Below are 23,503 nucleotides of genomic sequence, written 5' to 3'. Positions count from 1 at the left end.
AACCGATCGGAAGGAACGCGGACGGCATGTACGGCTGGATCTGGCAGCATCTGCCGGGGAACGCATGGGTGAAGAGCCTGATTTCACTCGTGCTGGTCCTCGTGGTCGTCTACGTGCTCTTCCAGTTCGTCTTCCCCTGGGCGGAGCCGCTGCTCCCGTTCGGTGACGTGACGGTCGACGAGAGCATGGGGTCCGTAAGGTGAGCGCACGCATTCTGGTCGTCGACAACTACGACAGCTTCGTCTTCAACCTCGTCCAGTACCTCTACCAACTCGGCGCGGAGTGCGAGGTGGTGAGGAACGACGAGGTGTCCACGGCACACGCGCAGGACGGTTTCGACGGCGTCCTGCTGTCGCCCGGACCCGGCGCGCCCGAACAGGCCGGTGTCTGCATCGAGATGGTCCGTCACTGTGCCGCCACCGGCGTACCCGTCTTCGGGGTGTGCCTCGGCATGCAGTCCATGGCGGTGGCCTACGGCGGTGTGGTCGACCGGGCCCCCGAGCTGCTGCACGGCAAGACGTCCCTGGTGACGCACGAGGGCACCGGTGTCTTCACCGGACTGCCGTCGCCGTTCACCGCCACCCGCTACCACTCGCTGGCAGCCGAACCGGACACGCTGCCGGCCGAGCTGGAGATCACCGCGAGGACGGCCGACGGCATCGTGATGGGCCTGCGCCACCGTGAACTGCCGGTCGAAGGCGTGCAGTTCCACCCGGAGTCGGTGCTCACCGAGCACGGCCACCGGATGCTCGCCAACTGGCTCGTGCAATGCGGCGACACCGGCGCGGTCCAGCGTTCGGCAGGACTGGCGCCGGTGGTGGGCAAGGCCGCGGCGTGACCACGGCGCGCCCCGGGCCGGACCCGGGGTACGGGGGGGACACCCCGGCCTGGGCCCGTTCGGGGAGCGCCGCCGGGGCGGCCCAGCCCGGCCTCCAGTGGCCCGAGGACCAGCCCCAGGCACAGCCTCAGCCCCAGGCCCAGTGGTACGGCCAGGGTGACGCTCGGAGCGCGGCGGGCGGCGGTCAGGGGCAGCCGGGCGCCCCGTACGGCCAAGCGGGCCCGTATGGACAGGCAGGCACGTACGGACCGGCGGGCCCGTACGGACCGGCGGGCCCGTACGACCGGGCGACGCCGAACGGTCAGGCACCGCCGTACGGTCAGGCACCGCCGTACGGCTCGGAACACTGGTACGCCCGGCAGGATCCGTACGCCGCCCAGCAGGCGACCTCTCCGCAGACGACGGCCGCGCAGACGACAGCCGCGTACGGCGGCGGGACGCAGACCTACGGCGGGCCGCAGACGGCGCCGCACGGGACCGGCTACGCGAACCCCTACGCGCCAGAACACGGCTTCGGGATCCCCGGCGGCCGTCCGGCGCCCGAGGGCTCCTACGAGGCCGCGTTCACCATCCCCCAGGAACCCGCCGGCACCCGTGAGCCCTCCTACCCCGGCGATCCGGCGACCGTCCGGCGGACAGCCCCGGTGGCCGGCGCCCGCCAGGAGTTCCACGACGCCGAGACGATGGCGCTGCTGACCGCCGTACCGACCCAGGCGGCGCCTCCTCATGCCACGCCGCCGGCCGGCGGCCGCGCCGAGCGGCGCAGGGCCACCAGGGGCCGCGGCCGGCGCGGCGCCCCTCCCCCGTCCACCGGCACTGCCCCCACCGCGCCGCTCTCACGCGTCGAGGCACGCCGGGCGGCCCGTGCCCGCAGGGAACCCGTTGCGGTCGTCGCCAGCCGCTTCCTGGGCGAGGCGTTCATCACGCTCGGCGTGGTGATGCTGCTGTTCGTCACCTACCAGCTGTGGTGGACCAACGTCCGTGCCCAGCAACAGGCGAACGGCACCGCGAGCAGGATCCAGGACGACTGGGCGAAGGGCCGCCAGGTCGGTGCCTTCGAACCAGGCCAGGGCTTCGCCATCATGTACATACCGAAGCTGGACGTCGAGGTCCCGATCGCCGAGGGCATCGACAAGCAGAGCGTCCTGGACCGCGGCATGGTCGGACACTACGCCGAGGGCGCCCTCAAGACGGCGATGCCCGCCGACCCGGCGGGCAACTTCGCCGTGGCCGGCCACCGCAACACCCACGGCGAACCGTTCCGGTACATCAACACGCTGCAGCCGGGCGACCCGATCGTCGTCGAGACCCAGGACGCCTTCTACACGTACGAGATGACCAGCATCCTGCCCCAGACGCGTCCGTCGAACGTGGACGTCATCCAGCCCGTGCCGAAGGAGTCCGGCTTCACCGGACCCGGTCGCTACATCACCCTCACGACGTGCACGCCGGAGTTCACGAGTACCTACCGCATGATCGTGTGGGGCAAGATGGTCGACGAACGACCGCGGAGCAAGGGCAAACCGGACGCGCTCGTGGGCTGAGAAGGGAACAGGTGCAGTGGCACGTGCGCGCAACCGGATCGCCGGTGTCGTCAGTGTTGTCGGCGAACTCCTGATCACCGGAGGCCTCGTCCTCGGACTCTTCGTCGTCTACTCCCTGTGGTGGACGAACGTCCTGGCCGACCGCGAGGCGTCCAAGCAGGGAGACGGGGTCCGCGACATCTGGGCCGCCAGCGGCCCTGGGGCGCTCGACACCAAGGACGGCATCGGCTTCCTGCACGTCCCGGCCATGAAGAACGGCGAAGTGCTCGTCAAGCGGGGCACCGACGCCAAGACCCTCAACGACGGCGTCGCCGGGTACTACACCGACCCCGTCGAGTCGGCCCTCCCCTGGGACAAGAGGGGCAACTTCACGCTCGCCGCGCACCGCGACGGCCACGGCGCCAAGTTCCACAACATCGACAAGCTGCGCAAGGGCGACGCGGTGGTCTTCGAGACGAAGGACACCTGGTACATCTACAAGGTCTTCGCGGATCTCGCCGAGACGTCGAAGTTCGACGTCGGCGTCATCCAGCCCGTCCCCAAGGAATCCGGCCGCAACCGTCCCGGCCGGTACATCACCCTGACGACCTGTACTCCGGTCTACACGTCGAAGTACCGCTACATCGTGTGGGGCGAGCTGGAGCGCACGGAGAAGGTCGACAAGGACCGCACCAAGCCCGCGGAACTCCGCTGAGCAGCGGCGACGCGGCCCGGCGGGGGAAGGAACGGCGGGACGCCCCCGAACGGCGGTGAACGACGGCACGAGGCCCCGGCACCCGAGAAGGGCGCCGGGGCCTCGTGCGGTGAGTGCCGCGCGTCGTGGGCGTCGCGGTACTTCCGCGTGCCGGCGTCAGCCGAAGGCCCCTCCGAAGAAGCCGTCGTTGCCGTCGTTGCTCCCGCCCACGGTGGACAGGGTGATCACGGCAGTCGCCGGGTCCGCCGGGGTGTTCGCCGGCGGGTTCTGGCCCGTCACACGGGCCTTGTCCCCGTTCGGGCTGCCCGGGAGCAGCTGCACCTGGTTGAAGCCGGACTGCTGCAGGGTCCTGCGGGCATCCTCCAGGGTCTGGCCGACCACGTTGGGCACCGGCACCTGCTGGGGCTGCTGGCTTCCCTTGGAGACCGTGAGCGTCACCGTGGTGCTCTTGGGCTGCTGGGTGTTGCCCTCCGGGTTCTGTCCGACCACCGTGCCCGCGGGCTGGGTACTCTCGACGTCCTGGCCGCGCTGGACCGTGAAGCCCAAGAGTTCGAGCTGCCGCTTCGCCTCGTCGAACTGCCGGCCGACCACCGGAGGCAGGTTGATCTTGGACTCCCTGGAGACCTCGATGGTCACCAGGGTGCCTTCCTCCGCCTTGGTGCCCGCAGTCGGGTCCTGCTTGAGTACCCGGCCGGGCTCCTGGTCGGACTCGACCTCGACGACCTTCACCTTGAAGCCGCGGTCGGTCAGGGTGTTCTTGGCGCTGCCGACGGTCTTCTCGACGACGTCAGGGACTTCCTTCTTCTGGACGCCCGTGGAGACGACAACGGAGATCTCCGTGCCCTTGTCGACCTTCCCCGTGGCGGGGGACTGGCTGCAGATGTGGTCCTTGGGCTGCTCGCACTCCTTGCGCTCGGTCTCCTTGACCTTGAGCTCGATGGTCGCCGCCTGCCGTTGCGCGTTCGCCAGCGACTCCCCGACCAGCTGCGGCACGGCCACCTGTTCGCTCTGGCCCCCGGTCTCGCCGAAGACCGAGCGGCCGATCAGGATCGCGCCGACCAGCACCAGGATGCCCGCGATGACCAGCAGGACGGTTGAGGTGTTGGACTTCTTCTGCCGGCGCCGGTCCGGTCGGTCGTCGTAGCCGAAACCGCCGTCGTCCTGGTTCATGGGGGGCAGCATCGAAGTCTGTCCCGCTGAGCCGGGAGTCATCGGACGCATGGCCGTGGTCGGCTGCTCGTCCATCCCGTAACCGCCGCCGTAGCCGACCGTACCCATGGAGGCCGTGGCGGCCACGGGCTGCCCGTCGAGGCACGCCTCGATGTCGGCGCGCATCTCGTCGGCCGACTGGTAGCGGTAGTCCGGGTCCTTGACCAGGGCCTTGAGGACGATGGCGTCCATCTCCGGCGTGATCTCGGGGTCGAACACGCTCGGAGGCTGCGGTTCCTCGCGCACATGCTGGTAGGCGACCGCGACCGGCGAGTCACCGATGAACGGCGGCCGGACGGTCAGTAGCTCGTAAAGGAGGCAGCCGGTCGAGTAGAGGTCGGACCGGGCGTCCACCGTCTCGCCCTTGGCCTGCTCAGGGGAGAGGTACTGGGCGGTGCCGATGACCGCGGCGGTCTGGGTCATGGTCATGCCCGAGTCGCCCATGGCGCGGGCGATGCCGAAGTCCATGACCTTGACCTGGCCGGTGCGCGTCAGCATGACGTTGGCCGGCTTGATGTCACGGTGCACGATGCCGTTGCGGTGGGAGTACTCGAGCGCCTGGAGGATGCCGATGGTCATCTCCAGGGTGCGCTCCGGCAGCAGTTTCCGGCCGGAGTGCAGCAGCTCACGCAGCGTGGAACCGTCGACGTACTCCATCACGATGTACGGGATGGACACGCCGTCGACGTAGTCCTCGCCGGTGTCGTAGACAGCCACGATCGCCGGATGGTTGAGCGAGGCGGCGGACTGGGCCTCTCGGCGGAACCGGGCCTGGAAGGACGGATCGCGGGCGAGGTCCACCCGCAGCGTCTTCACGGCGACGGTGCGGCCGAGCCGGGTGTCGTGCGCGAGGTAGACCTCGGCCATGCCACCACGGCCGAGCACCGAGCCCAGCTCGTACCGGCCGCCGAGGCGACGCGGCTCTTCCATAACTGTTCCAGCCCTCTCCGTCAGTCCCGACCGCACCTGTGTGTGGTCCGGCGGTGTGCTGTTCGCGCATACGCTACCGGCCACGCCGTATCCGATCCGCCCATGGTCGTTACCTGATACAGGACCGGTACCCCACCGTGTGCGAATACGGCCAGGACGTGATCGGCATCACTTCTTGCTGTCGAGTACCGCCTTCATCACGGCCTTGGCGATCGGGGCGGCCAGGCCACCACCGCTGATGTCCTCGCGGTTCGCGTTGCTGTCCTCGACGACCACGGCGACGGCGACCGGCGAGCCCTGGTCGGTCTTGGCGTACGAGATGAACCACGCGTACGGCTTCTTGCTGTTGTTCAGGCCGTGCTGCGCGGTACCGGTCTTGCCGCCGACCTTCACGCCGCCGATCCGGGCCTTCGAGCCCGTGCCGTTCTCGACGACGTTCTCCATCATCTGCTGGAGCAGCTGCGCGGTCTCCTGGGAGATCGGGTTGCCCATCTCCTCGGGCTCGTGCCGCTCGACGACGTCCAGATTGGGCGAGGTCAGCTGGTCGACCATGTACGGCTGCATCATCTTGCCGTCGTTGGCGATCGCGGCGGTGACCATGGCCATCTGGAGCGGGGTGGTGCGGTTCGACGCCTGGCCGATGCCCGCCATGGCGTTCTGGGAGCGGATGTCCTCGGGGAAGACGCTCGCGTCGGCACGGACCGGAGTGAAGACCTCCTTGTTGAATCCGTACTTCTCCGCGTGCTCCTTCATGCCCTTGTTGCCGACCTCGTCGCTCAGCTTCGCGAAGACCGAGTTGCAGGAGATTTCGAGGGCCTTGTTCAGGCTGGCGTTCTTGCAACCCTTCGCGTGGTTGTCCATCCGCGTACGGGTGTCCGGCAGGATGTACGGCTCCGGGGTGTCCGTCGGTGCGTTGATGTCCTTGACCTTGCCCGCCTCCAGCGCCGCGGTGGCCGTGACGACCTTGAACGTCGAGCCGGGCGGGTAGGTCTCGCGCAGCGCCCGGTTCAGCATCGGCTTGTCCTTGTTGGCCAGGAGCTTCTGCCGGTTGGACGCGTCCTTGAGGGAGTTGCCCGCGAAGACCGACGGGTCGTACGACGGCGTGGAGACGAGGGCGAGGATGGCTCCGGTCCGTGGGTCGATCGCGGCGACCGCGCCCTTCTTGCTGCCGAGCTTGTCGAAGGCGGCCTTCTGCGCGGCGGCGTTCAGCGTGGTGACGACGTTGCCGCCCTGCTTCTTGTCGCCGGTGAACATGCCGAGGGTGCGGTCGAAGAACAGGCGGTCGTCGTTGCCTGTGAGTATGCCGTCCTCGATCTTCTCCAGCTGGGAGGCGTCGAAGGCCTGTGAGGCGAAGCCGGTGACCGGGGACCACATCGGTCCGTCGGAGTACGTCCGCTTGTACTTGAAGTCGCTCCCGTTCGTCGCGGCGGAGCCGGTGACCGGCTTTCCTTCGACGATGATGTTGCCGCGCTCGATGCTGTACCGGGCGATGGAGACGCGGCGGTTGTCCTTGTGGTTCTGGATCTCGTCACCCTTGACGAACTGGACCCAGTTGGCCCGGATCATCAGGGCGACGATCAGCAGACAGCAGAAGATTGCGACGTGGCGGAGCGGCTTGTTCACGGTCGGACCACCTGGGTCATTTCGGCGTCGGGGGACTGGACGGGCGCCGGGGCCGGTCGGCGAGCGGTGTCGCTGATGCGTAGCAGGATGGCGACGAGCGCCCAGTTGGCGATGACGGAGGAACCGCCCTGTGCCAGGAAGGGCAGGGTCATACCGGTCAGCGGGATGAGTCCGGTGACGCCGCCGGCGACGACGAACACCTGCAGCGCGAACGCGCCCGACAGGCCCACGGCCAGCAGCTTGCCGAAGGGGTCGCGGGCGGCCAGGGCGGTGCGGATGCCGCGCTCGACGAGCAGGCCGTAGAGCATCAGGATGGCCATGACGCCGGTCAGGCCCAGTTCCTCGCCGATGGTCGAGAGGATGTAGTCGCTCTTGGGAGCGATGCCGCCGATGAGGCGGGAGTAGCCCTGGCCGAGGCCGGAGCCGAAGAGTCCGCCCGAGCCGAAGGCGAACATCGCCTGGGCGGTTTCGGTGACGCCGTCGTTGGCGGCACGGGCCAGCGGGTCCAGCCAGTTCTGGACGCGGCTCTGGACGTGCGAGGCGAAGGAGGCGACGCCGACCGCGCCGGCGGCGCTGAGGGTGAGGCCGAAGACCACCCAGCTCGTCCGCTCGGTGGCGACGTACAGCATGATCACGAAGAGGCCGAAGAAGAGCAGCGAGGTGCCCAGGTCGGTTTCGAAGATCAGGATGAGCAGGCTGAGTGCCCAGATGGCCAGGATCGGGCCGAGGTCACGGCCGCGCGGCAGGTACAGGCCCATGAAGCGGCGACTCGCCAGGGCGAGGGCGTCCCGCTTGACCATGAGGTACCCCGCGAAGAACACCGCGATGATGATCTTCGCGAACTCTCCCGGTTGCAGCGAGCCGACGCCGGGGATCGTGATCCAGATCTTGGCGCCGTTCACGCCGGGGAAGAACATCGGGAGGATCAGCAGGACCAGCGCGATGGCCATCGAGATGTAGGTGTAGCGCTGGAGAACCCGGTGGTCCTTCAGCAGGTAGAGCACACCGAGGAAGAGCACCACGCCGAGCGCCGACCACATCAGCTGCTTGGGGGCCATCTCACCGCCGAGCTGCGGCGTCGTGATGGACGGCTCCAGGTCCAGGCGCCAGATCAGCACCAGTCCCAGTCCGTTGAGCAGCGTAGCGATGGGCAGCATCAGCGGGTCCGCGTACTTCGCGAACTTGCGCATCATCAGATGCGCAACGCCGGCGATGGCCGAGAGGCCGATGCCGTACCCCAACATGCCGGCCGGCAGGCTGCCGCTCTTGGCGAGGCCCACATTGGCGTAGGCGAACGTCGGGATGACGACGGCGAACGCCAGCAGCACCGCCTCGGTGTTGCGTCGGCTCGGCGCCTCGATGGCGCCGATGGTGGTCGTATTGGTGACAACGCTCATGGTGTGCAAAGGCTCCCTACAGCCGGCTCACTGCTTACCGCACTGCGGGACCAGCTTCTGCTCTTCCTCGGAGAGGCTGGGGCCGGGTGTGGGAGTCGCTGTGGGCTTGGTCGTCTGCGTGCTCTGTGCGGGCGGCGCGGACGGGGTCTTGGTTCCGTTCGCCGCCTCGGCCTTGCGCCGTTCCTCGTCCTTCTTGCACGCAGTGGCCTGCTTGGCGAGTTCGTCGATCTTGCGCCGGGCGTCGGAGAGGCTCGCCTCCGAGATCGTGGCCTCGATCTTCTTCCGCTGGAACGGCGGAAGGTACTTGAGTTCGATCTCGGGGTGGTCCTTCTCCACGTCGGAGAGGCTGATCCAGGCGAGCTTCTGGCTGATGCCGCGGTAGAGCGCGACGTGCTCCTGGTTGGCGCCGACGTAGTACTGGTTCTGGGTCCAGCGCCAGCCGCCGTACCCGCCGCCGCCGAGCACCGCGAGGGCGAGCACCAGGTAGAAAGAACGCTTCAGCCAGCGGCGGCCCTTGCGCGGCTTTTCGAAGTCCTCGTCCGCGTACGCGCCGAAGCTTCCCGCGGGGCCGTAGCCGTCACCGCTTCCGGGGGGCCCGAACGCCCCGCCCTGCGGGGGCGGGGCGGCGGATCCGGGCTGCGGGGGCACGGCGTGCCGGCCGAGACCGGAGGCGCGGCCCGCCGGGGTCTGCATGGCGCCGCCGTCGTTCAGCTGGAGCTGGTTCTCGGCGACCGCGCCGACGACGACCGGGGTGTCGCTGAGCTGTCCCGCCAGGGTGTCGCCGCTGTCGACGTCGAGGACGTCGGCGACGATGACGGTGATGTTGTCGGGTCCGCCGCCGCGCAGGGCCAGCTGGATGAGCTCCTGGACGGTCTCCTGGGGGCCCTGGTAGCTGGCGAGCGTCTCCTCCATCGTCTGGTGGCTGACGACCCCGGACAGACCGTCCGAACAGATCAGGTAGCGGTCACCGGCCCGGACCTCCCGGATGGAGAGGTCGGGTTCGACGTGGCTCGCACCCACCAGTGCGCGCATCAGCAGGGAGCGCTGCGGGTGGGTGGTGGCCTCCTCCTCGGTGATACGGCCCTCGTCGACGAGGCGCTGCACCCAGGTGTGGTCCTGGGTGATCTGCGTCAGCACGCCGTCGCGCAGCAGATAGGCACGGGAGTCGCCGACGTGCACCAGACCCAGGCGCTGGCCGGTCCACAGCAGCGCGGTGAGGGTGGTCCCCATGCCCTCGAGGTGGGGATCCTCCTCGATCATCACGCGGATCTGGTCGTTGGCGCGCTGAACGGCGCTGCCGAGCGAGGTGAGGATGTCCGAGCCGGGGATGTCGTCGTCCAGCTGGACGATCGTCGAGATGACCTCCGACGAGGCGACCTCGCCGGCGGCCTGGCCGCCCATGCCGTCGGCGATGGCGAGGAGACGGGGACCCGCGTAACCGGAGTCCTCGTTGCCCTCCCGGATCATGCCCTTGTGCGACCCGGCGGCGAACCGCAGTGACAGACTCATGCGCACCTCGCCCGTCGGATCCGGGTACAACCGGTCTCGAGCCACGCTGCCCACCCTCCGGTCGGGAGCCGGCGCGGACCCGATGCGGGATCCGCGGCGGCTCGCTCGCTCCGCTCGCTCATTGTCGTACTACTTCCGCAGCTCGATGACGGTCTTGCCGATGCGGATCGGCGCGCCCAGCGGAATCGGGGTCGGGGTGGTGAGCCGGGTCCGGTCGAGATACGTGCCGTTGGTGGACCCGAGATCCTCGACGATCCAATTGCCGTCCCGGTCCGGGTAGATCCTGGCGTGCCTGCTCGACGCGTAGTCGTCGTCGAGGACGATCGTCGAGTCGTGCGCCCGGCCCAGCGTGATGGTCTGGCCCTGGAGCGTGACCGTGGTGCCGGTGAGGGTGCCCTCGGAGACGACCAGCTTGCTCGGGGCTCCGCGGCGCTGGCGCTGCTGCGGGGGCGCCGCGGCACGCCCGCTCTGCTGCGGCCGGGCGTCGGCCGCGGAGCGGCGCGAGCCGCGCTGCGTGACGCGCGTGCCGAACAGGTCGCTCCTGATGACCTGGACGGCCACGATGACGAACAGCCACAGAACGGCCAGGAAACCCAGCCGCATGACCGTCAGGGTCAGCTCTGACATTGCCCCCGCTTCACCCTTCGGCTTGCCGGTAAACGATGGTTGTGCTGCCCACGACGATCCGCGAGCCGTCGCGGAGCGTAGCGCGGGTGGTGTGCTGCCCGTCCACCACGATGCCGTTGGTGGACCCGAGATCCTGGATCGTCGAGGGCGTTCCGGTCCGGATCTCGCAGTGCCGGCGGGATACGCCGGGGTCGTCGATCCGCACGTCGGCGTCGGTGCTGCGGCCCAGCACCATGGTCGGGCGGGAGATCTGGTGGCGGGTGCCGTTGATCTCGATCCAGCGCCGGACCTGTCCGCCCGGCGCCGGGCCGGGGCCGGCGCCCGGAGGCGGTCCGGCGGGCATGGGCGGAGCCCCCGCCGGAGGGTATCCGTATCCCCCCTGGGGCGCCCGCTGCGCGTTCTGGCCGCCGCCCGGGGGCGCCTGCGACGTGCTGGACGCCAGCGTGCGGCTGCGCACCCGGTACAGGCCGGTGTCGAGGTCGTCCGCCTTCTGCAGATTGACCTTGATCGGACCCATGAAGGTGTACCGCTGCTGCTTGGCGTAGTCGCGGACCAGGCCGGCGAGCTCGTCGCCGAGCTGCCCCGAGTACGGGCTGAGGCGCTCGTAGTCGGGGGCGCTGAGCTCGACGATGAAGTCGTTGGGGACGACGGTCCGCTCGCGGTTCCAGATCGTGGCGTTGTTGTCGCACTCGCGCTGGAGGGCGCCGGCGATCTCGACGGGCTGGACCTCGGACTTGAAGACCTTCGCGAAGGTGCCGTTGACCAGACCTTCGAGACGCTGCTCGAAACGCTTCAGAACTCCCATGGGGCACCTCCTCCGTCGATGTCGTCCTGATACTGCTTACTGATCGTATCCACGCGTCGGGAAATCGGCTGGTTCCCCTTCTCTGCCCTGTGGACGGGTGTCACCTCTCACACGGATCGTAGAGGTGGCCTGTGGACAGTGTCCCGCACACCGGCAGCACTCTGGAGGAGTGGGTGAACCGCCGCACTCGTTCCCTCTCGGACGGCCGGGAAACAAGGGATGTGAGGGCACCCCTCGTGACGTGCTAATGTTCTGGATGTCGGAAGGCGCCGCGCCGAAGAGGTGAGGGGCCGGAGGACACACCCAATGCGCGGGTGGCGGAATAGGCAGACGCGCTGGATTCAGGTTCCAGTGCCCGCAAGGGCGTGGGGGTTCAACTCCCCCCTCGCGCACCATGAGAAACCGACGAAACGGGTTCTCGCCAGAGACGAAAGTCCTGGTGAGGGCCCGTTTGTCGTTGTCCGGCGGGGCTCGGTCGCCATATCGATCTTGTACTTAACGACCACTGTGGGCTGTATTACGTGAAAGAGCCCACATCATGGCTCTTGTCACGATGTGGGCCCCGATCTTCTGTTGATCTTCAAAGAGTGCGACTCGCGCCGGTCGCTAGCCGGTCGGTGCGAGGTAGCCGGTGGGGGTCCACCTGCCCAGTGGCTTGGTCCTGCGCCGGTGGTGGGCGCGCTTGCACGGGCGATGGCCGCCCAGGGCGAGGGGCTCCGCCCATTTCTTGATCTTCCGGCGGTTGGTGTGCGCCAGCTGCAGGAACCCCTGCCGGTAAGGGACGCCGCGACGGTCCTTGAGGTAGGGGTCCAGGGCCTGGACGGCGGAGATGGTCAACTCCGTCTCACGGCCCCCGGATGGGTAGGCATTCGGCACGCGGGACCCCGATGTCGGCGAAGGCTCCTTCGAGCCTGTTGAGTAGTTCGGCCCAGGGCAGACGTTGGCCCGGGGGCCGGTACGGGGTGCCGCGCTGCGGGTTCTCGATGGTGAGGTCATCGCCGTAGAGGGTGAATTCCCACCGGGTCCCAGGACGCTGCGGAGGATGCCGGGTATGTTCGCGCTCAGCGAGGGCCTCGAAGTGGCGCCTCGGGTCGAAGCGGCGCAGCCCGACGGCCTGCACCTCGGCGTGGTCGACCTCTTCGGCGTCGAGGATGGCGTCTGCGAGCGCCCGGGCGGCGGTCTCGTCATCGACGGCCCGCCACGGCGCCGCTGCGGTCGCACAAGGCAGCTTGAGCACAGGTTCCCTCGCGCCAGGAAAGGCAGGCCACGGGAGTGCCGGCGCGCAGGGACTCTCCGAAGACGGCCGCGCCCGCCTCCACGTAGTGGCGGGCGTACGCGTACACGAAGACCCGAGGCCTCACCGAATGCAGCGCTCTTGTCGCGTCCTCCGAGCTCCCCCACCCATTCGACGTGGTCGGCCGCGAAGATCCGGGAGCGCCTGCTGACGTGGGCGTTTGAGAAGACCGGCCCGACGATGCGGATCCGACGCCCGAGGATCTGCGCCACCCGGACGGCGATGTGAGGCGCCTTGTCTCCGTCGACGCGGTCGAGCCAGACAAGGTCCCGGCCCGGCCGTGAAAGCGGCTCGTTCTCGCCGAAGCCACGGTGGACGGCGAGCTCGGGCATGGGCCTGTGCGCGGCGTACTGCTCCACCATCTCGGCTCGCAGGTCACCCGACCTGCTGATCTGCGGTTCTTCCCGTGACAGCAGAGGCGGCCGTTCTCCACGCTTCGAGATGTCGAGTAACGAAGCACGAGAGAACGGCCGCTGCCTATGAGTCTCCCCGTCGACGCCCTCGCAGGCGAGGCATTGGGCCTGTGGTCCCGCTTTCGGGTCGAGTTCTACGAATGCCTCTACGCCCCCCAGGACGCACTCTTCGAGCTCACGGACGCCGTGCTGTGCACGGATGGACCGGTGAAGACGCTGGTCGAGCTTTCGCTGGCGGTTGAGCACCAGCGCGGGCACGGCGCGCTGTACGCCGTGTGGTGCTCGGCCACCGGTGCCACCGGCACGGATATCGACCGCTGGTGGCAGTCCTTCCTCGCCGCTTCGACCTGGAGCACACGTTCCGTCCACCTGCGGGGCAGTACCTGGAAGCCTTTCACGTCGGCGTTGCGCGGCACCGCGACGATCTCCACGTTCTCCGTCTCCGCGGCCCAGTCGACCAGCCGGGAATCGACGACGTTGACGTAGCCACCGTCCACCCAGACCAGTCCCACCTGCGGAAACAGCGTCCGTATCCTGTTCAGGACGCGCTTGGCTCTGGCCCGGTCCTGGACGGATGCGGAGGAGGACCAGGCCGCAGGTGTCCACCAGCAGGTGGCGCTTGCGGCCCCGCACCCGCTTGCCCGCGTCGTATCCGACGGCTTCCCCGCCTTCGCTGGTCTTTGCGGACTGGGTCCAGCACCGCGGCGGACGGCTGCGGGTCCCGTCCGTCAGCCCGGCGGACCTGATCACGCAGCGCGTCGTGGACACGGCCCCAGGTGCCGTCCGCGCTCCACGCGTGAAACCACCGGTAGGCGGCGTCCCACGGGGCCAGGTCGTGCGGAACCAGCCGCCAGGCGCAGCCGCTGCCCAGGACATACAGCATCGTGTCGATGATGAGCCGACGCGGGAACTTCAACGGCCGACCGCCCCGGCGAGGGTCCCGCTGCGGCAGCAGCGGCCCGATCAGCGCCCACTGGCCATCCGTCAACAACGTGTCATAGGCGGGCTTGAACGTGCAGACACACATGTCGGTGATCTTCGCGGACTCTGAAGCCATGAAGAACACCGACCAGAAGCTGGTCAGTTACCCAACACTTTCTCAGTCGCACCTCCGCACCGGCGGGCAGGCCCTCGCCGTCGCAGAAGAGCGCCAACTGCGCAAGCGCCGCCAGCAGTTCGCGCGCCTTGTACGTCGTGAGCGGGTCCGCCGGCAGCACCCCGAAGCGCGCTGGTGGTCATCCCGGGATCTCCGGTGCGGCGAGGGGCTTGTCGCCCCCCGCCCAGTTGCTCGATCTCGTGGACGGCTACTGGGAAGGCTGGTTGCCGGACGGGGATGTGTCGCTTGTCTGAGGAGTCCGGGTGGGTGTTGCGTACATCGACAGCCGCTCTTGCGGTGGTGTTGACAACTCTTTCGCCGAGATGGATGACCGCTTGAGCGCTGTGAGTGCGTTCTGGACACGGCGACCGAAAGTTTCTGTTAAGGCGGCGAAAAGATCGCTTGCGCATGATCACCTTCGCGTGCAAGATGTATGCAGGAGCGCGAAGACCAACGGGCTCCTGAGTGGGCCTGCAGGTCCACCGACCGCAACACGGGGGAATTTCAACAGTGGACTACCACTATGGCGTGCGCCCTGCTGCGCACATTGCACTACGTGTATTCACCGCGCGTCCTGTCGTGACGGAATCTCACACAGAATAGGCGTCGCCGCTGAAGCGATGGGCGAGAAGTGCCGCGCCGTGCATCGTCCAGCCTTTCATTCCTGAGCCCAATAGTCAGCGCTATGCGCGTTGACGTGTGCTGTTCACCTCATTTCCGGTCACGGCTTGTCTGGCCACGTCCTCGCCCGGCTAATGCTGTTTCACGCATTGGGTGAGGCCCAGAAAATGGGGTGCGTGGTCCCATGGCGCACGCTGAGATTGGCATGCCTGCGGGATGTTGACGCGCAGTAATAAGCAGGATCCGTCTCTTGTCGAAGATCAGAGAGCATATGGAATCCGTAATTGGCGACGACAAGGTCGCAGTCCTTGATGAACTCTCCAAGCATTACGGAAGTCGAAGAGCGCTGGATTCGGTGAGCTTCGACGTGCGTAATGGGGAAGTGTTTGGACTGCTCGGGCCGAATGGAGCGGGTAAAACCACCCTCTTGGAGTGCCTGACCGGTCTACGTCGCCCGACCGCGGGCTCGGTGGAAGTTCTGGGACACGCACCCTCAGCGCCCGAACTGCGGCGCATCATGGCGGTGCAGCCCCAGGAGGCGGCACTGTTCCCGCAGCTGACGGTCCGGGAGACGGTCACCCTTTGGGCCTCCTTCTATGGGGAACATGACAACATCGACGATGTCCTGGAACGAGTGGGCCTCCTGAGCGAGGCGTACCAGCGCGTCAAGGCGCTGTCAGGGGGCCAGGCTCGCAGGCTGCTCCTAGCCGTCACGGTGATCGGCCGGCCGCGTTTCCTCGTACTGGACGAGCCTGCCGCCGGACTCGATCCGCAGGCCAAGGAACACCTGTGGGACGTCATCCGGAAGCAGCGCGAGGCCGGCGGCACGGTCCTGCTCACCACCCACGACATGAACGAGGCCACAGAGCTGTGCGATCGCGTCGCGGTGCTCGTGGGCGGCCGCATCGCCGCCTGCGACACACCCGCGCGGCTGGTGTCGGCCCTGGCCTCCTCCAGCACCGTGACCTTCACGACCCCGGCACGGACAGACCTCGGAGCACTTCGCTCCCTGCCGGGAGTGACAGCGGTCGACGTCGGTCCGGTGGCCGACGGCCACCGGACCGTCCAGCTGCAGACGTCCGACCCGGATGTGACGCTGCGCCGCGTGGCGGCAGACGAGCAGTTGGCCGCCGCCGGTCTCGACATCAGCAGGGGCGGGCTCGAAGCAGTGTTCCGGAGCCTCGCATCGGAGAACTCCCGCCCCGAAGAGGCGGCCGGCACAAGGAAGGAGGGAAACGGATGAGCGGGTCGTCCTCGGTGTTCCGCGAGATGGTCAAGACCAACTCGCGGGAACTGTTCCGCGACGGCAAGACCGCCTTCTTCACCGTGCTCTTCCCGGTGCTCTTCCTCGCCATGTTCCTGGGACTGGGCGTGCTGACCGCCGGCGGGTCCTACCAGATCGCCGTAGCGCCCTCGCCGGACCAGAAGGCGGCTGTCGCAACGCTGGGGAAGGTCGACGGATTCCACGCGGAACCGTGGAAGAAGGCGGAGCCGCCCGCGGCCGGTGACCTGGCCGGTTACGACGCGATCGTGCGAGTCGAGGGACAGGAGGCCACGGTCGTCATCGAGCCGTCCAGGTTCGGTGTGCTGAGCGGGATCCGTTCCGCCCTCGCCGACAACGGTGTCGACGAAGCGCGCATGGACTTCCGCACACCTGACGGCGGAGCTCCTTTCGATCCGCTCAAGGCGGCACTGCCCACGGGCCTGCTCATGTCGCTGATGTCCACGGCCTTCTTCGGCACCGCCACGCCGTTGATCGCGCTGAGGACGCGCGGAACGCTCCGGCTACTCGGGACCACTCCGCTGAGCCGGCTGACGTTCGTGCTCGCCCAGGCACCGGTCCGGCTCGCCCTCGTCGTCGTCCAGCTCGTGGCCCTGGGGACGGTGGCCGTTGCCATGGACTTCGTGCCGCTCGCAGACACGGTGCGGTTGATGACAACGGGCATGCTCGGCGCCCTCATGCTCTTCGCGTTCGGCTACCTGATCGCGGCCCGGCTGCGTAACGCAGAGGTGGCCAACGGCCTCCTCGGCCTCCTGATGCCGGTAGTCCTCTTCTTGAGCGGGCTGTTCCTGCCCCTGAGCATGCTGCCGTCCGCACTCACGACCGTCTCCGAGACGCTGCCCACGACCTACCTGGTGGACGCGCTCAACCACGACCTCAACGAGGCCGCCGCCGTGCACAGCCTCACCGTCGACTGGTTGGTCCTCGTGGCCGCGACGGCAGTACTCGGCGGGCTCGCCGCCCGCCTGTTCCGATGGGACCAGGGAGAAGACCGATGAACGCACCCGCGTTGCAGGCCGGCCTCGGCAAGCTCACCGACCTCGACGAGCTGGTGGGCCCCTACGGTCTGGTGGAGCGGACGCATCGCCTGCCCAACCACGCCGGGGATCCCCGATTCCCGATCTTCTCCGCTTCGCTGGGCGACCTCGCCCAAGTCAGTGACAACATTGCCGAGTCGACTCGTGGCCGCAGCGCCCGCGGCGAGATGGACGGTGCCGGAGGCGCGGTCGATCCCGAGCGGGCAGCCAGGCTCAGCGTGGCCGAGGCACTGGAGCGCTACGCCACCTCCGTGGTTCAGCCGGAGAACGTGATCTGGGCGACGGCGGAGGAGCTCGGCGACGACGCCATGGACCTGACCACGCTGCCCCGATGCTCCCCGGCGGAGCTGGCCCACCCCAAGGCCCTGACAGTCGACGTCGACACCAAAGCGCCGATGCGCTGGGTACGCGGCTGGTCCCTCACCCGTCGAACGCCCCAGTGGGTGCCCGCGGTGGGAGTGTGGATGCACGTTCCTCCGCTGTCGAGGGGAGAGCGCTACACGAACCCGATCTCGACGGGATGCGCCACGCACACCGATCTCGCGCAGGCTCTGGTGAATGCGGTGTGCGAGGTGGTGGAGCGGGATGCCATCGCTCTGACGTGGTACCAGCGCCTTGCCCTGCCGCGGATCGACTTCGACGTGGTGCCGGAGAACCTGGCGCCTTTCCTTCAGAAGTCGCGCAACAGTCTTGTGGAGACCGTCTTCTTCGACGCCACCACAGACCTCGGCATTCCGACGGTGTACTCGGTCGACCTCTCGCCGCACAACGAGGTGCTGGGCCAGATGGTCATGTGCAACACCAGCCTGGACCCCGTCGATAGCGTCGCCAAGATCATTCGAGAGTCGGCGTCGTCGCGAATCGCCATGCAGGTGCCCCGCGAGATTCCCTCGTCGGTGGACGACTTCCTGCACGTCTTTCACGGCGCCGCGTACATGGGCCGCCCGGAGCGGCGTGCGGACTTCGCCTTCCTTCTGGAAGGCGACGCCCGCCGTCCCTTCAGCGAGCTGGCAACCCTCACCACGGGCGACAGCGGCCGCGATCTGACCCTGCTGGTGCAACGGCTGAAGGACGCCGGCTGCGACGTGATTGCCGTGGAATGTACGACGGACGAGGCGCGTGACGTCGGATTCCGTGTCGTGCGCGTCATCATCCCGCAGTTGATGCCTCTGTCGTTCACTCACCGCGCCCGCTATCTGGCGCACCCGCGGCTGTACGAAGCTCCGGCCCGCATGGGCCACCCCGTGCGCGACGAGGCGGAGATCAACCCGCACCCCCAGCCCTTCGCCTGATGAGCCACTGAACCTGGCCATGTTCATGAATGGGAAGTCAATGACCAAGGTCCACGTACTCGCCGTCGGTGAGTTCGGTACGGCCATCGCCGACCGGCTGCGTCGTGAACACAGCGACCTCGCGATCTCCTCGTACCGGACCAGCTCGCTGGAGGTCTCCGCAGGCTGGCCCGACGCGGACCTGCGCATCCTTGCCTCCTGGCGGGAGACACCGAAGCTGGCCGAAACACTTGACGCCCGGTCCGCCGACTGGGGCACCCCGTGGTTCCCCGTCGTCGCCGAGCATCCCCGGCTGCGCGTGGGACCGCTGATCGTGCCCGGTGCCGGAGCCTGCTACCGCTGCTTCCTCAAGCGGAGGGCCCAGCACGAACGGGACGCGGCGCACACCGCGGCGCTGCACGCGCACTACGACGCCGCTCCCGACTCGGGCCCGGTGGGCTTCCTGCCCCACCACGTGGACATGGCCGCCGGTATGGCCCTGGACCTGCTGCGGCGCGTCGAGTCCGGGGACGGCGAGCGCTTCGCCGGAACCGTTCGCCACTGGCAGGTGCTGGAACAGCACCTTTCCGGCGGGCGCGTCGTCGGTGTCCACGCGTGCGACCGGTGCCGCCGCTCCCCGGCCGAGCAGGCCGATTCCACCTGGGCGGGCCTCGCCCGGGATCTGACACCCCTGCTGATCCCCCTCGACGACGGGGCGGCGCCCACCCCCCAGGGCGGGCCGCAGGCCGTGCCGTCGACGTCCGCTCGCCAGTGAGGTAGTGCCTTGGCCGACAGCAAGCTCATATCCGCTGAAGAGATGCGCCGCGCAGTGGCGCAGGACCCTCAGTTCAACGCCCCGGTCCGCCCGGCCCTGTGCCGCGGCCTGGTGGTCGTGCCCTTCGCCGACGGGATCCTCCTCGAAGGCGGTCCCACCCGGCAGATCCTGAGGGGTGCCGCGACCCGCGAGCTGATCCCGCGGGTGCTGCCCCTTCTCGACGGCACGAGGGACGTGCCGGGGGTGGCGGAGCAGGCGAACGTGCCCGTTCAGCACGTGGAACAGGTCGTCGCCCTGCTCTACACCTGCGGGCTTCTGGAGGAGGGCGCCGCCCCCGTCGACGAGAGCGCGGCAGACGGCCCCTCGGCGGTGTTCTGGTCGCGCAGCCTGGACTCCACCCGCGTCAACCGCAGCGCAGCCGAGGCGATGCGACGGCTGAGCAGCACGCACGTCGTCATCGTGGCCGGCGGCGACGTCGGCGCCGGGCTCCGGGACAGTCTGCTGCACAACGGATTCGCTCAGGTCGAACTGGTGCCAGGTGTGGCCGAAGGCACTCCGGACCTCGTCGTCGCCATCGACGAGGACGGCCGGACCGACCTGGGGGAGCCAGCCCGGTGGTGTGCCACCCGTGGCGTCCCGCTGCTTCCCGTGCACCTCGACGGCGGAACTCTGGACATCGGCCCTTACATCGACCCCGAGTTCACCGTCTCTTTCGACGACGCCGACCGTCAGCGCAGCGCGCAAAGTCCGGCAACGAGCCGGGATTCCGAGGCCGATGACACTGCCGTGCGCAGCATGGCCACAGCCCTGGTCGCCGCGCAGGTGACGGCTATCGCAAGCCGGGTCGGGTCGGTGTCCGTGCTGCGCGGCATGGTGCGGACCGACCTGGACTCATGGCGCCAGGACATGTACGTCACGGCGCCCGTGCCGGAACGTACGGACGCCCGGTCCACGCTTACCGCCGCTGATGTGCCGCTCGCTCTCGCCTTCGAGACGTCGGTCGCCTTCCCGCCGAGGAAGCTGCTCAATCCGCGCGACCATCAGATGCACTACAAGCCCGGCAACATCGCCCTCCAGCACGAGAGCAAGCGGTGGCCCAGCGCCCGTACGATCGAACTGCCCCGGACGGGGGTCCACCCACAGGCGCCCCTGGAGCCGATGGGGGACCCGGCCCGCGGAAGTGTCGGTCTCTCGGAGCTGGCATCCCTTCTTCTGCTTGCCGCCGGGCGGCGTGAGGACCCGAGGCCGGGGCCCAGCGTCCCCCGGTGGGCGCCCACCGGAGGCAACCTGGGCTCCGTCACCGCGCACGTCGTGGTCAGGGACGTCGAGGGAGTACCCGCGGGCGTCTGGGGCTACGACTCGGCTGCCCACCGGCTGGCGCGCCTGCCCGACGCCGTGGACCTCGCGCGGCTGCAAGGCAACGACGCGGCGGTGACGCTCGTCCTCACCGGCTCCCTGGCTCGTGTGGCGTCGAAGTACTCCACCTTCGCGTGGCGCATCGTGCACCTTGATGCCGGTGTGGCCGTCGCACAGCTCGCTCACGTGTCCCGCTCCTTCGGCCTGCGGGCCAGGCCGCTGGACCGGTGGGACGACACGACCCTGGCCACCGCCTTCGACCTCGACCTGGACGCAGAACCCGTCACCGGCGTGCTGGAACTGCGTCCCTCCACCAGAGACGAGGACTGACCTTGCAGACGATGTCACCGCTCCCTGCGCTGCTCGACCACAACGGCCTCATGCGGCAGCTGCAGCTGCGCTCGCGGCTCGACGCGGAGGCTCTGCGTACAGCCCTCGACGAACCGGCCCCGGAACTGGGCGGGCTGCTCCGTGCGGCGGCCGACGAGCGTCACGACCGGGTCGCCGCCGAAGGTGCACCCGCGAGCGAAGAGCCCTTGGAATCCCTGCTGCGGCGTCGCGCGTCCACCCGCACCTACGCTCCGACGCCCATTGCCGTCGAGGAGCTGGCCGCGGTTGTCGAGCGCGCTGCCTCCTTCGACCGGGATGCCTGGCCCGACCATGACGCGGGGGCCGAGCTCGAATTCCTCGTCGCCGCACGGGACGTGACCGGACTGCCCGTGGGGATCTACCTGTACTCGTCGGCCCGCAGCGAATTCGTCCGGCTGGCCGACCTTCCCGCCGGCGACGCGGCCGAGGAACTGGTGCTCCAGCTGGAATTCGCGCACGCACCCGCAATCGTCATGGTGTGTGGGCCCCTGGCGGCCTCCCTGGACCGCCACGGCGAACACGGCCACCGGCTGTTGCTCACCCGCGCCGGGGCTGCGGCCCACACCGCCTGGCTCACCGCCCTGGACCGCGGACTCGTGGGAAGCATCTTCGCGGGCTTCCTCTCGTCCGCCCTCAAACCGCTTGTCCCGGTCGACGGATACCGCAGCGCCCAGCTCCTCGCATTCGCCTGCGGCCACCCGGTCGGCGAGTGACGCCCGGCACCACGAGGCGCACGACACCAGACTCCGCGCCCCCACCAGGGTGCGGTCATGCGATGGCTCCCGCCCGGGCGGCCACCGCTCAACCACCACACATGAATGGAGGGCGTCATGCCCAACGAGACCGAGCTCATCATCGACCTTTTCGCCGAGGACACCACGTCCCTGACGGTCGACGCGCTGCCCACCGACTCCTCGCTGGCGTCGGTCGCCACCGTCGGCACCTTCGGCTGCCTGCTCGGTTCCACCGTCGCCACCAGCGGGACGGCCAGCTCCCAGGGCTGACCCGTCGTCCCAGACACCCCTTTACGAAAGGACATCCCGTGGGAGAGACCACGAACCTCGACCTGTTCGCCGAGGACATCACCAGCGAGCTGACCGCCGAGGTCCTCGACAACGCTGCCCTGCTCGGAACGTGGGGCTCGATTGGCACGTTCGGCAGCGCCACCTGCCCGGGCTCCACCGCCTCGACCGGCGGCAGCGCCTCCTCGTCGGGTTGATCAAAACCACGGCCTCATCGGCGATGCGGCCGGCATCCATCAGATGAAAGGGACAACCATCATGAACGCGACCGAACTCCAGGACGCGATGATCATCGACCTGTCCGTCGAGGACATGACGGTCGAGACGCTCGGCGACAGCTCCCTGCTGGGCACCGCCGCCTCTTTCGGCACCGCGGCTTCGGCCAGCTGCCCGGCGGCCTGCTTCGGCACCGCCAGCTCCGCCTCCTCGGCCGGCTGATCACCGATCCGCTGATTCCAGGATGAAAACGCGCTGCCCGGCCGGCACTGGCTCAGAGTGCCGGCCGGGCAGCGGCCCCAGCATTATCCCGTCAGGAGGCCCCGCATGCGATCACCTGCCGAGGCCGAGCCCCAGCAGGGAGCCTCGCCCCGAAGCAGCGAACCGGTGACCGGGGAGGTGAGCGGGCGGGACACCGCGTGGCTCGACACCGAGCCGCTGACTCTCAGGGACACCATCGAACTCACGGACGGCCTGGACGGGCGTCCTCTGCTCTTCGACTCCGATACCGGCAAGTACGTCGCCGTGTCCAAGGCCGGCACGGTCATTCTGTCCCTCGTCGACGGCAAGTCCACCGCCCGGGACGTCGTCCGGCGAGTGGCAGCCTCGTCGTCCGCCGATCCGGAGCGCGTCGAGACCGCCGTCGTGCGATTCCTGACCGAGATTCGACAAGCCGGGGTGCTCACCCTCGACCCGCAGGGAGAGACACGCCGGGAACGGGTCTTGAAGTACTCGCTGCGGCAGAAGATGCCGCGCAAGGCGCTGACCCGTTCCGTACACGTACTGCTCGAACCTGTCACCAAGGTGCTCCAGAAGCTGCCCGTGCCCGTGGTAGTGGGTTTGTGGATCCTGCTCACATGTGCGGGACTGGCCACGGCCGGATATGCCCTGGCCACCCGCAGCCTGCCCGACTACACGGCATGGTCGGGCCTCGCGGCACTCCTGCTCATCCTGCAGATCGCCGTCCACGAGCTGGCCCACGCCCTGGTGTGCCAGTCCCTGCGGGTCCCGGTCCGGGAAGCCGGCATCACCCTCATGCTCTACGTCATGCCCGTGGCGTACGTGGACCGCACGGACGCCTATCGGGTCAAGGGCAGGGCACCCCGGGCCCTCATCGCCCTCGCCGGTCCCATGAGCGACGCCATTTGGGCGGGAATCACCGGCCTGGTCCTGCTCAACACCACCGGACCCGTGCATGACGTGGCCGGCGCCCTCCTGCAGCTGCAGGTGCTGCTCATGATTGTGAACCTCAACCCGCTGCTCCCCTCGGACGGGTACCACGCCCTGGAGTCCGCCATGGGCTCCGTCAACCTCCGTGGCCGGTCCTTCGCATTCCTCGTCCACCTGATCACCAGGGCGCCCCTGCCGAGCCACCTGCTCGTGAGCAGCAAGCCCAAGCGAGTCGGCTACTGCGCTTTCGGCATCCTGTGCGCGCTCTACGGAGTGTTCATGGCCGGGGTGATCCTGACGTGGTGGTGGCACCTCATCGGAGGGCTGATCGGATGACTCTGCCGCCGCCCGCGCCGCGGACACTCACCCCACACGCCAGTCCATCCCCAGCTCTTACCGGCCCGA

Annotated in this window: 23 protein-coding genes, 1 tRNA gene and 1 pseudogene; 16 read left to right on the top strand and 9 right to left on the bottom strand. The window is 68.6% G+C overall.

What is annotated here, in order from left to right:
* Positions 1-26 precede the first annotated feature (26 nt).
* The 4 genes from ACZ4Z5_RS03545 to ACZ4Z5_RS03530 are packed head-to-tail and all read left to right on the top strand — an operon-like array spanning position 27 to position 3,076.
* On the top strand, positions 27-203 hold the full coding sequence (locus tag ACZ4Z5_RS03545; RefSeq protein ID WP_468256035.1) for a hypothetical protein: 177 nt from the start codon (positions 27-29) through the stop codon (positions 201-203).
* Positions 200-838, top strand: a complete 639-nt coding sequence (locus ACZ4Z5_RS03540) for an aminodeoxychorismate/anthranilate synthase component II (protein ID WP_468256032.1) — start codon at positions 200-202, stop codon at positions 836-838. Before ACZ4Z5_RS03545 ends, ACZ4Z5_RS03540 begins: the two co-directional genes overlap by 4 nt.
* Complete coding sequence (locus tag ACZ4Z5_RS03535; protein WP_468256029.1) at positions 835-2,382, top strand: class E sortase; 1,548 nt, start codon at positions 835-837, stop codon at positions 2,380-2,382. The genes ACZ4Z5_RS03540 and ACZ4Z5_RS03535 overlap by 4 nt, the downstream gene beginning before the upstream one ends.
* A gap of 16 nt (positions 2,383-2,398) precedes the next feature.
* Positions 2,399-3,076 (top strand): class E sortase, encoded by a 678-nt coding sequence (locus ACZ4Z5_RS03530; protein ID WP_468256026.1) that lies wholly within the window; start codon positions 2,399-2,401, stop codon positions 3,074-3,076.
* 156 nt (positions 3,077-3,232) lie between these two features.
* Here ACZ4Z5_RS03530 and pknB read toward each other — a convergent pair whose 3' ends face one another.
* The 6 genes from pknB to ACZ4Z5_RS03500 form a co-directional block, all read right to left on the bottom strand.
* Positions 3,233-5,215, bottom strand: a complete 1,983-nt coding sequence (pknB, locus tag ACZ4Z5_RS03525; RefSeq protein ID WP_468256023.1) for a Stk1 family PASTA domain-containing Ser/Thr kinase — start codon at positions 5,213-5,215, stop codon at positions 3,233-3,235.
* 168 nt (positions 5,216-5,383) lie between these two features.
* Positions 5,384-6,838, bottom strand: coding sequence for a penicillin-binding transpeptidase domain-containing protein (locus ACZ4Z5_RS03520; RefSeq protein WP_468256020.1), 1,455 nt, complete (start codon positions 6,836-6,838; stop codon positions 5,384-5,386).
* Positions 6,835-8,235 carry an FtsW/RodA/SpoVE family cell cycle protein gene (locus tag ACZ4Z5_RS03515; protein WP_468256017.1) on the bottom strand — a complete coding sequence of 467 codons (1,401 nt, stop codon included), beginning with the start codon at positions 8,233-8,235 and terminating at the stop codon, positions 6,835-6,837. Before ACZ4Z5_RS03515 ends, ACZ4Z5_RS03520 begins: the two co-directional genes overlap by 4 nt.
* A gap of 27 nt (positions 8,236-8,262) precedes the next feature.
* Positions 8,263-9,789, bottom strand: a complete 1,527-nt coding sequence (locus ACZ4Z5_RS03510; protein WP_468256014.1) for a PP2C family protein-serine/threonine phosphatase — start codon at positions 9,787-9,789, stop codon at positions 8,263-8,265.
* Positions 9,790-9,873: 84 nt separating this feature from the next.
* Positions 9,874-10,371, bottom strand: a complete 498-nt coding sequence (locus ACZ4Z5_RS03505; RefSeq protein WP_468256012.1) for an FHA domain-containing protein FhaB/FipA — start codon at positions 10,369-10,371, stop codon at positions 9,874-9,876.
* A gap of 10 nt (positions 10,372-10,381) precedes the next feature.
* On the bottom strand, positions 10,382-11,176 hold the full coding sequence (locus ACZ4Z5_RS03500; RefSeq protein ID WP_468256009.1) for an FhaA domain-containing protein: 795 nt from the start codon (positions 11,174-11,176) through the stop codon (positions 10,382-10,384).
* Between the two features lie 308 nt (positions 11,177-11,484).
* On the opposite strand from ACZ4Z5_RS03500, the gene ACZ4Z5_RS03495 reads away from it, so the two are divergent.
* A tRNA-Leu gene (locus tag ACZ4Z5_RS03495) sits at positions 11,485-11,571 on the top strand.
* Positions 11,572-11,782: 211 nt separating this feature from the next.
* Here the strand turns inward: ACZ4Z5_RS03495 and ACZ4Z5_RS03490 are convergent.
* Complete coding sequence (locus ACZ4Z5_RS03490) at positions 11,783-12,013, bottom strand: hypothetical protein (protein ID WP_468256006.1); 231 nt, start codon at positions 12,011-12,013, stop codon at positions 11,783-11,785.
* 7 nt (positions 12,014-12,020) lie between these two features.
* Positions 12,021-12,413 carry a hypothetical protein gene (locus ACZ4Z5_RS03485; RefSeq protein WP_468256003.1) on the bottom strand — a complete coding sequence of 131 codons (393 nt, stop codon included), beginning with the start codon at positions 12,411-12,413 and terminating at the stop codon, positions 12,021-12,023.
* A 536-nt stretch (positions 12,414-12,949) separates the two neighbouring features.
* Here ACZ4Z5_RS03485 and ACZ4Z5_RS03480 point away from each other — a divergent pair.
* Positions 12,950-13,156: pseudogene (locus tag ACZ4Z5_RS03480) on the top strand (NF041680 family putative transposase); the annotation flags it as partial.
* Between the two features lie 265 nt (positions 13,157-13,421).
* Here the strand turns inward: ACZ4Z5_RS03480 and ACZ4Z5_RS03475 are convergent.
* Positions 13,422-13,910, bottom strand: a complete 489-nt coding sequence (locus tag ACZ4Z5_RS03475; RefSeq protein ID WP_468256609.1) for a transposase — start codon at positions 13,908-13,910, stop codon at positions 13,422-13,424.
* Positions 13,911-14,850: 940 nt separating this feature from the next.
* On the opposite strand from ACZ4Z5_RS03475, the gene ACZ4Z5_RS03470 reads away from it, so the two are divergent.
* The 10 genes from ACZ4Z5_RS03470 (at position 14,851) to ACZ4Z5_RS03425 (ending at position 23,434) form a co-directional block, all read left to right on the top strand.
* Entirely contained in the window at positions 14,851-15,843 is a 993-nt protein-coding gene (locus ACZ4Z5_RS03470; RefSeq protein ID WP_468256000.1) for an ABC transporter ATP-binding protein, read from the top strand.
* Entirely contained in the window at positions 15,840-16,880 is a 1,041-nt protein-coding gene (locus ACZ4Z5_RS03465) for an ABC transporter permease (RefSeq protein WP_468255996.1), read from the top strand. Before ACZ4Z5_RS03470 ends, ACZ4Z5_RS03465 begins: the two co-directional genes overlap by 4 nt.
* Entirely contained in the window at positions 16,877-18,211 is a 1,335-nt protein-coding gene (locus ACZ4Z5_RS03460) for a YcaO-like family protein (protein WP_468255993.1), read from the top strand. The genes ACZ4Z5_RS03465 and ACZ4Z5_RS03460 overlap by 4 nt, the downstream gene beginning before the upstream one ends.
* Positions 18,212-18,236: 25 nt before the next feature.
* Positions 18,237-18,965 carry a TOMM precursor leader peptide-binding protein gene (locus ACZ4Z5_RS03455; protein WP_468255990.1) on the top strand — a complete coding sequence of 243 codons (729 nt, stop codon included), beginning with the start codon at positions 18,237-18,239 and terminating at the stop codon, positions 18,963-18,965.
* Between the two features lie 9 nt (positions 18,966-18,974).
* A complete protein-coding gene (locus ACZ4Z5_RS03450) occupies positions 18,975-20,651 on the top strand; it encodes a nitroreductase family protein (RefSeq protein ID WP_468255987.1) in 1,677 nt (558 codons plus the stop codon).
* 11 nt (positions 20,652-20,662) lie between these two features.
* The gene (locus tag ACZ4Z5_RS03445) at positions 20,663-21,403 is read left to right on the top strand and encodes a nitroreductase family protein (RefSeq protein WP_468255984.1); all 741 of its coding nucleotides are present in this window, start codon (positions 20,663-20,665) and stop codon (positions 21,401-21,403) included.
* Positions 21,404-21,520: 117 nt separating this feature from the next.
* Positions 21,521-21,694, top strand: a complete 174-nt coding sequence (locus ACZ4Z5_RS03440; protein ID WP_468255981.1) for a thiocillin family RiPP — start codon at positions 21,521-21,523, stop codon at positions 21,692-21,694.
* Between the two features lie 38 nt (positions 21,695-21,732).
* A complete protein-coding gene (locus ACZ4Z5_RS03435) occupies positions 21,733-21,909 on the top strand; it encodes a thiocillin family RiPP (RefSeq protein WP_468255978.1) in 177 nt (58 codons plus the stop codon).
* 61 nt (positions 21,910-21,970) lie between these two features.
* Positions 21,971-22,150, top strand: coding sequence for a thiocillin family RiPP (locus tag ACZ4Z5_RS03430; protein WP_461706388.1), 180 nt, complete (start codon positions 21,971-21,973; stop codon positions 22,148-22,150).
* Positions 22,151-22,255: 105 nt separating this feature from the next.
* Positions 22,256-23,434, top strand: a complete 1,179-nt coding sequence (locus ACZ4Z5_RS03425; RefSeq protein ID WP_468255975.1) for a PqqD family peptide modification chaperone — start codon at positions 22,256-22,258, stop codon at positions 23,432-23,434.
* Positions 23,435-23,503: the final 69 nt, after the last annotated feature.

The sequence above is a fragment of the Streptomyces sp. NPDC030222 genome (assembly GCF_055573115.1).
The sequence above is the reverse complement of the archived record's forward strand: the minus strand, read 5'-3'. Positions and strand labels throughout refer to the sequence as shown.

What these genes read in the sequence shown, in the direction of transcription:
- ACZ4Z5_RS03545 (WP_468256035.1), top strand. Translation starts at nt 27, where the DNA reads ATGTACGGCTGGATCTGGCAGCATCTGCCGGGGAACGCATGGGTGAAG.
- pknB (WP_468256023.1), bottom strand. Translation starts at nt 5,215, where the DNA reads ATGGAAGAGCCGCGTCGCCTCGGCGGCCGGTACGAGCTGGGCTCGGTG.
- ACZ4Z5_RS03515 (WP_468256017.1), bottom strand. Translation starts at nt 8,235, where the DNA reads ATGAGCGTTGTCACCAATACGACCACCATCGGCGCCATCGAGGCGCCG.
- ACZ4Z5_RS03505 (WP_468256012.1), bottom strand. Translation starts at nt 10,371, where the DNA reads ATGTCAGAGCTGACCCTGACGGTCATGCGGCTGGGTTTCCTGGCCGTT.
- ACZ4Z5_RS03500 (WP_468256009.1), bottom strand. Translation starts at nt 11,176, where the DNA reads ATGGGAGTTCTGAAGCGTTTCGAGCAGCGTCTCGAAGGTCTGGTCAAC.
- ACZ4Z5_RS03475 (WP_468256609.1), bottom strand. Translation starts at nt 13,910, where the DNA reads ATGTGTGTCTGCACGTTCAAGCCCGCCTATGACACGTTGTTGACGGAT.
- ACZ4Z5_RS03465 (WP_468255996.1), top strand. Translation starts at nt 15,840, where the DNA reads ATGAGCGGGTCGTCCTCGGTGTTCCGCGAGATGGTCAAGACCAACTCG.
- ACZ4Z5_RS03460 (WP_468255993.1), top strand. Translation starts at nt 16,877, where the DNA reads ATGAACGCACCCGCGTTGCAGGCCGGCCTCGGCAAGCTCACCGACCTC.
- ACZ4Z5_RS03455 (WP_468255990.1), top strand. Translation starts at nt 18,237, where the DNA reads ATGAATGGGAAGTCAATGACCAAGGTCCACGTACTCGCCGTCGGTGAG.
- ACZ4Z5_RS03445 (WP_468255984.1), top strand. Translation starts at nt 20,663, where the DNA reads ATGTCACCGCTCCCTGCGCTGCTCGACCACAACGGCCTCATGCGGCAG.
- ACZ4Z5_RS03440 (WP_468255981.1), top strand. Translation starts at nt 21,521, where the DNA reads ATGCCCAACGAGACCGAGCTCATCATCGACCTTTTCGCCGAGGACACC.
- ACZ4Z5_RS03430 (WP_461706388.1), top strand. Translation starts at nt 21,971, where the DNA reads ATGAACGCGACCGAACTCCAGGACGCGATGATCATCGACCTGTCCGTC.
- ACZ4Z5_RS03425 (WP_468255975.1), top strand. Translation starts at nt 22,256, where the DNA reads ATGCGATCACCTGCCGAGGCCGAGCCCCAGCAGGGAGCCTCGCCCCGA.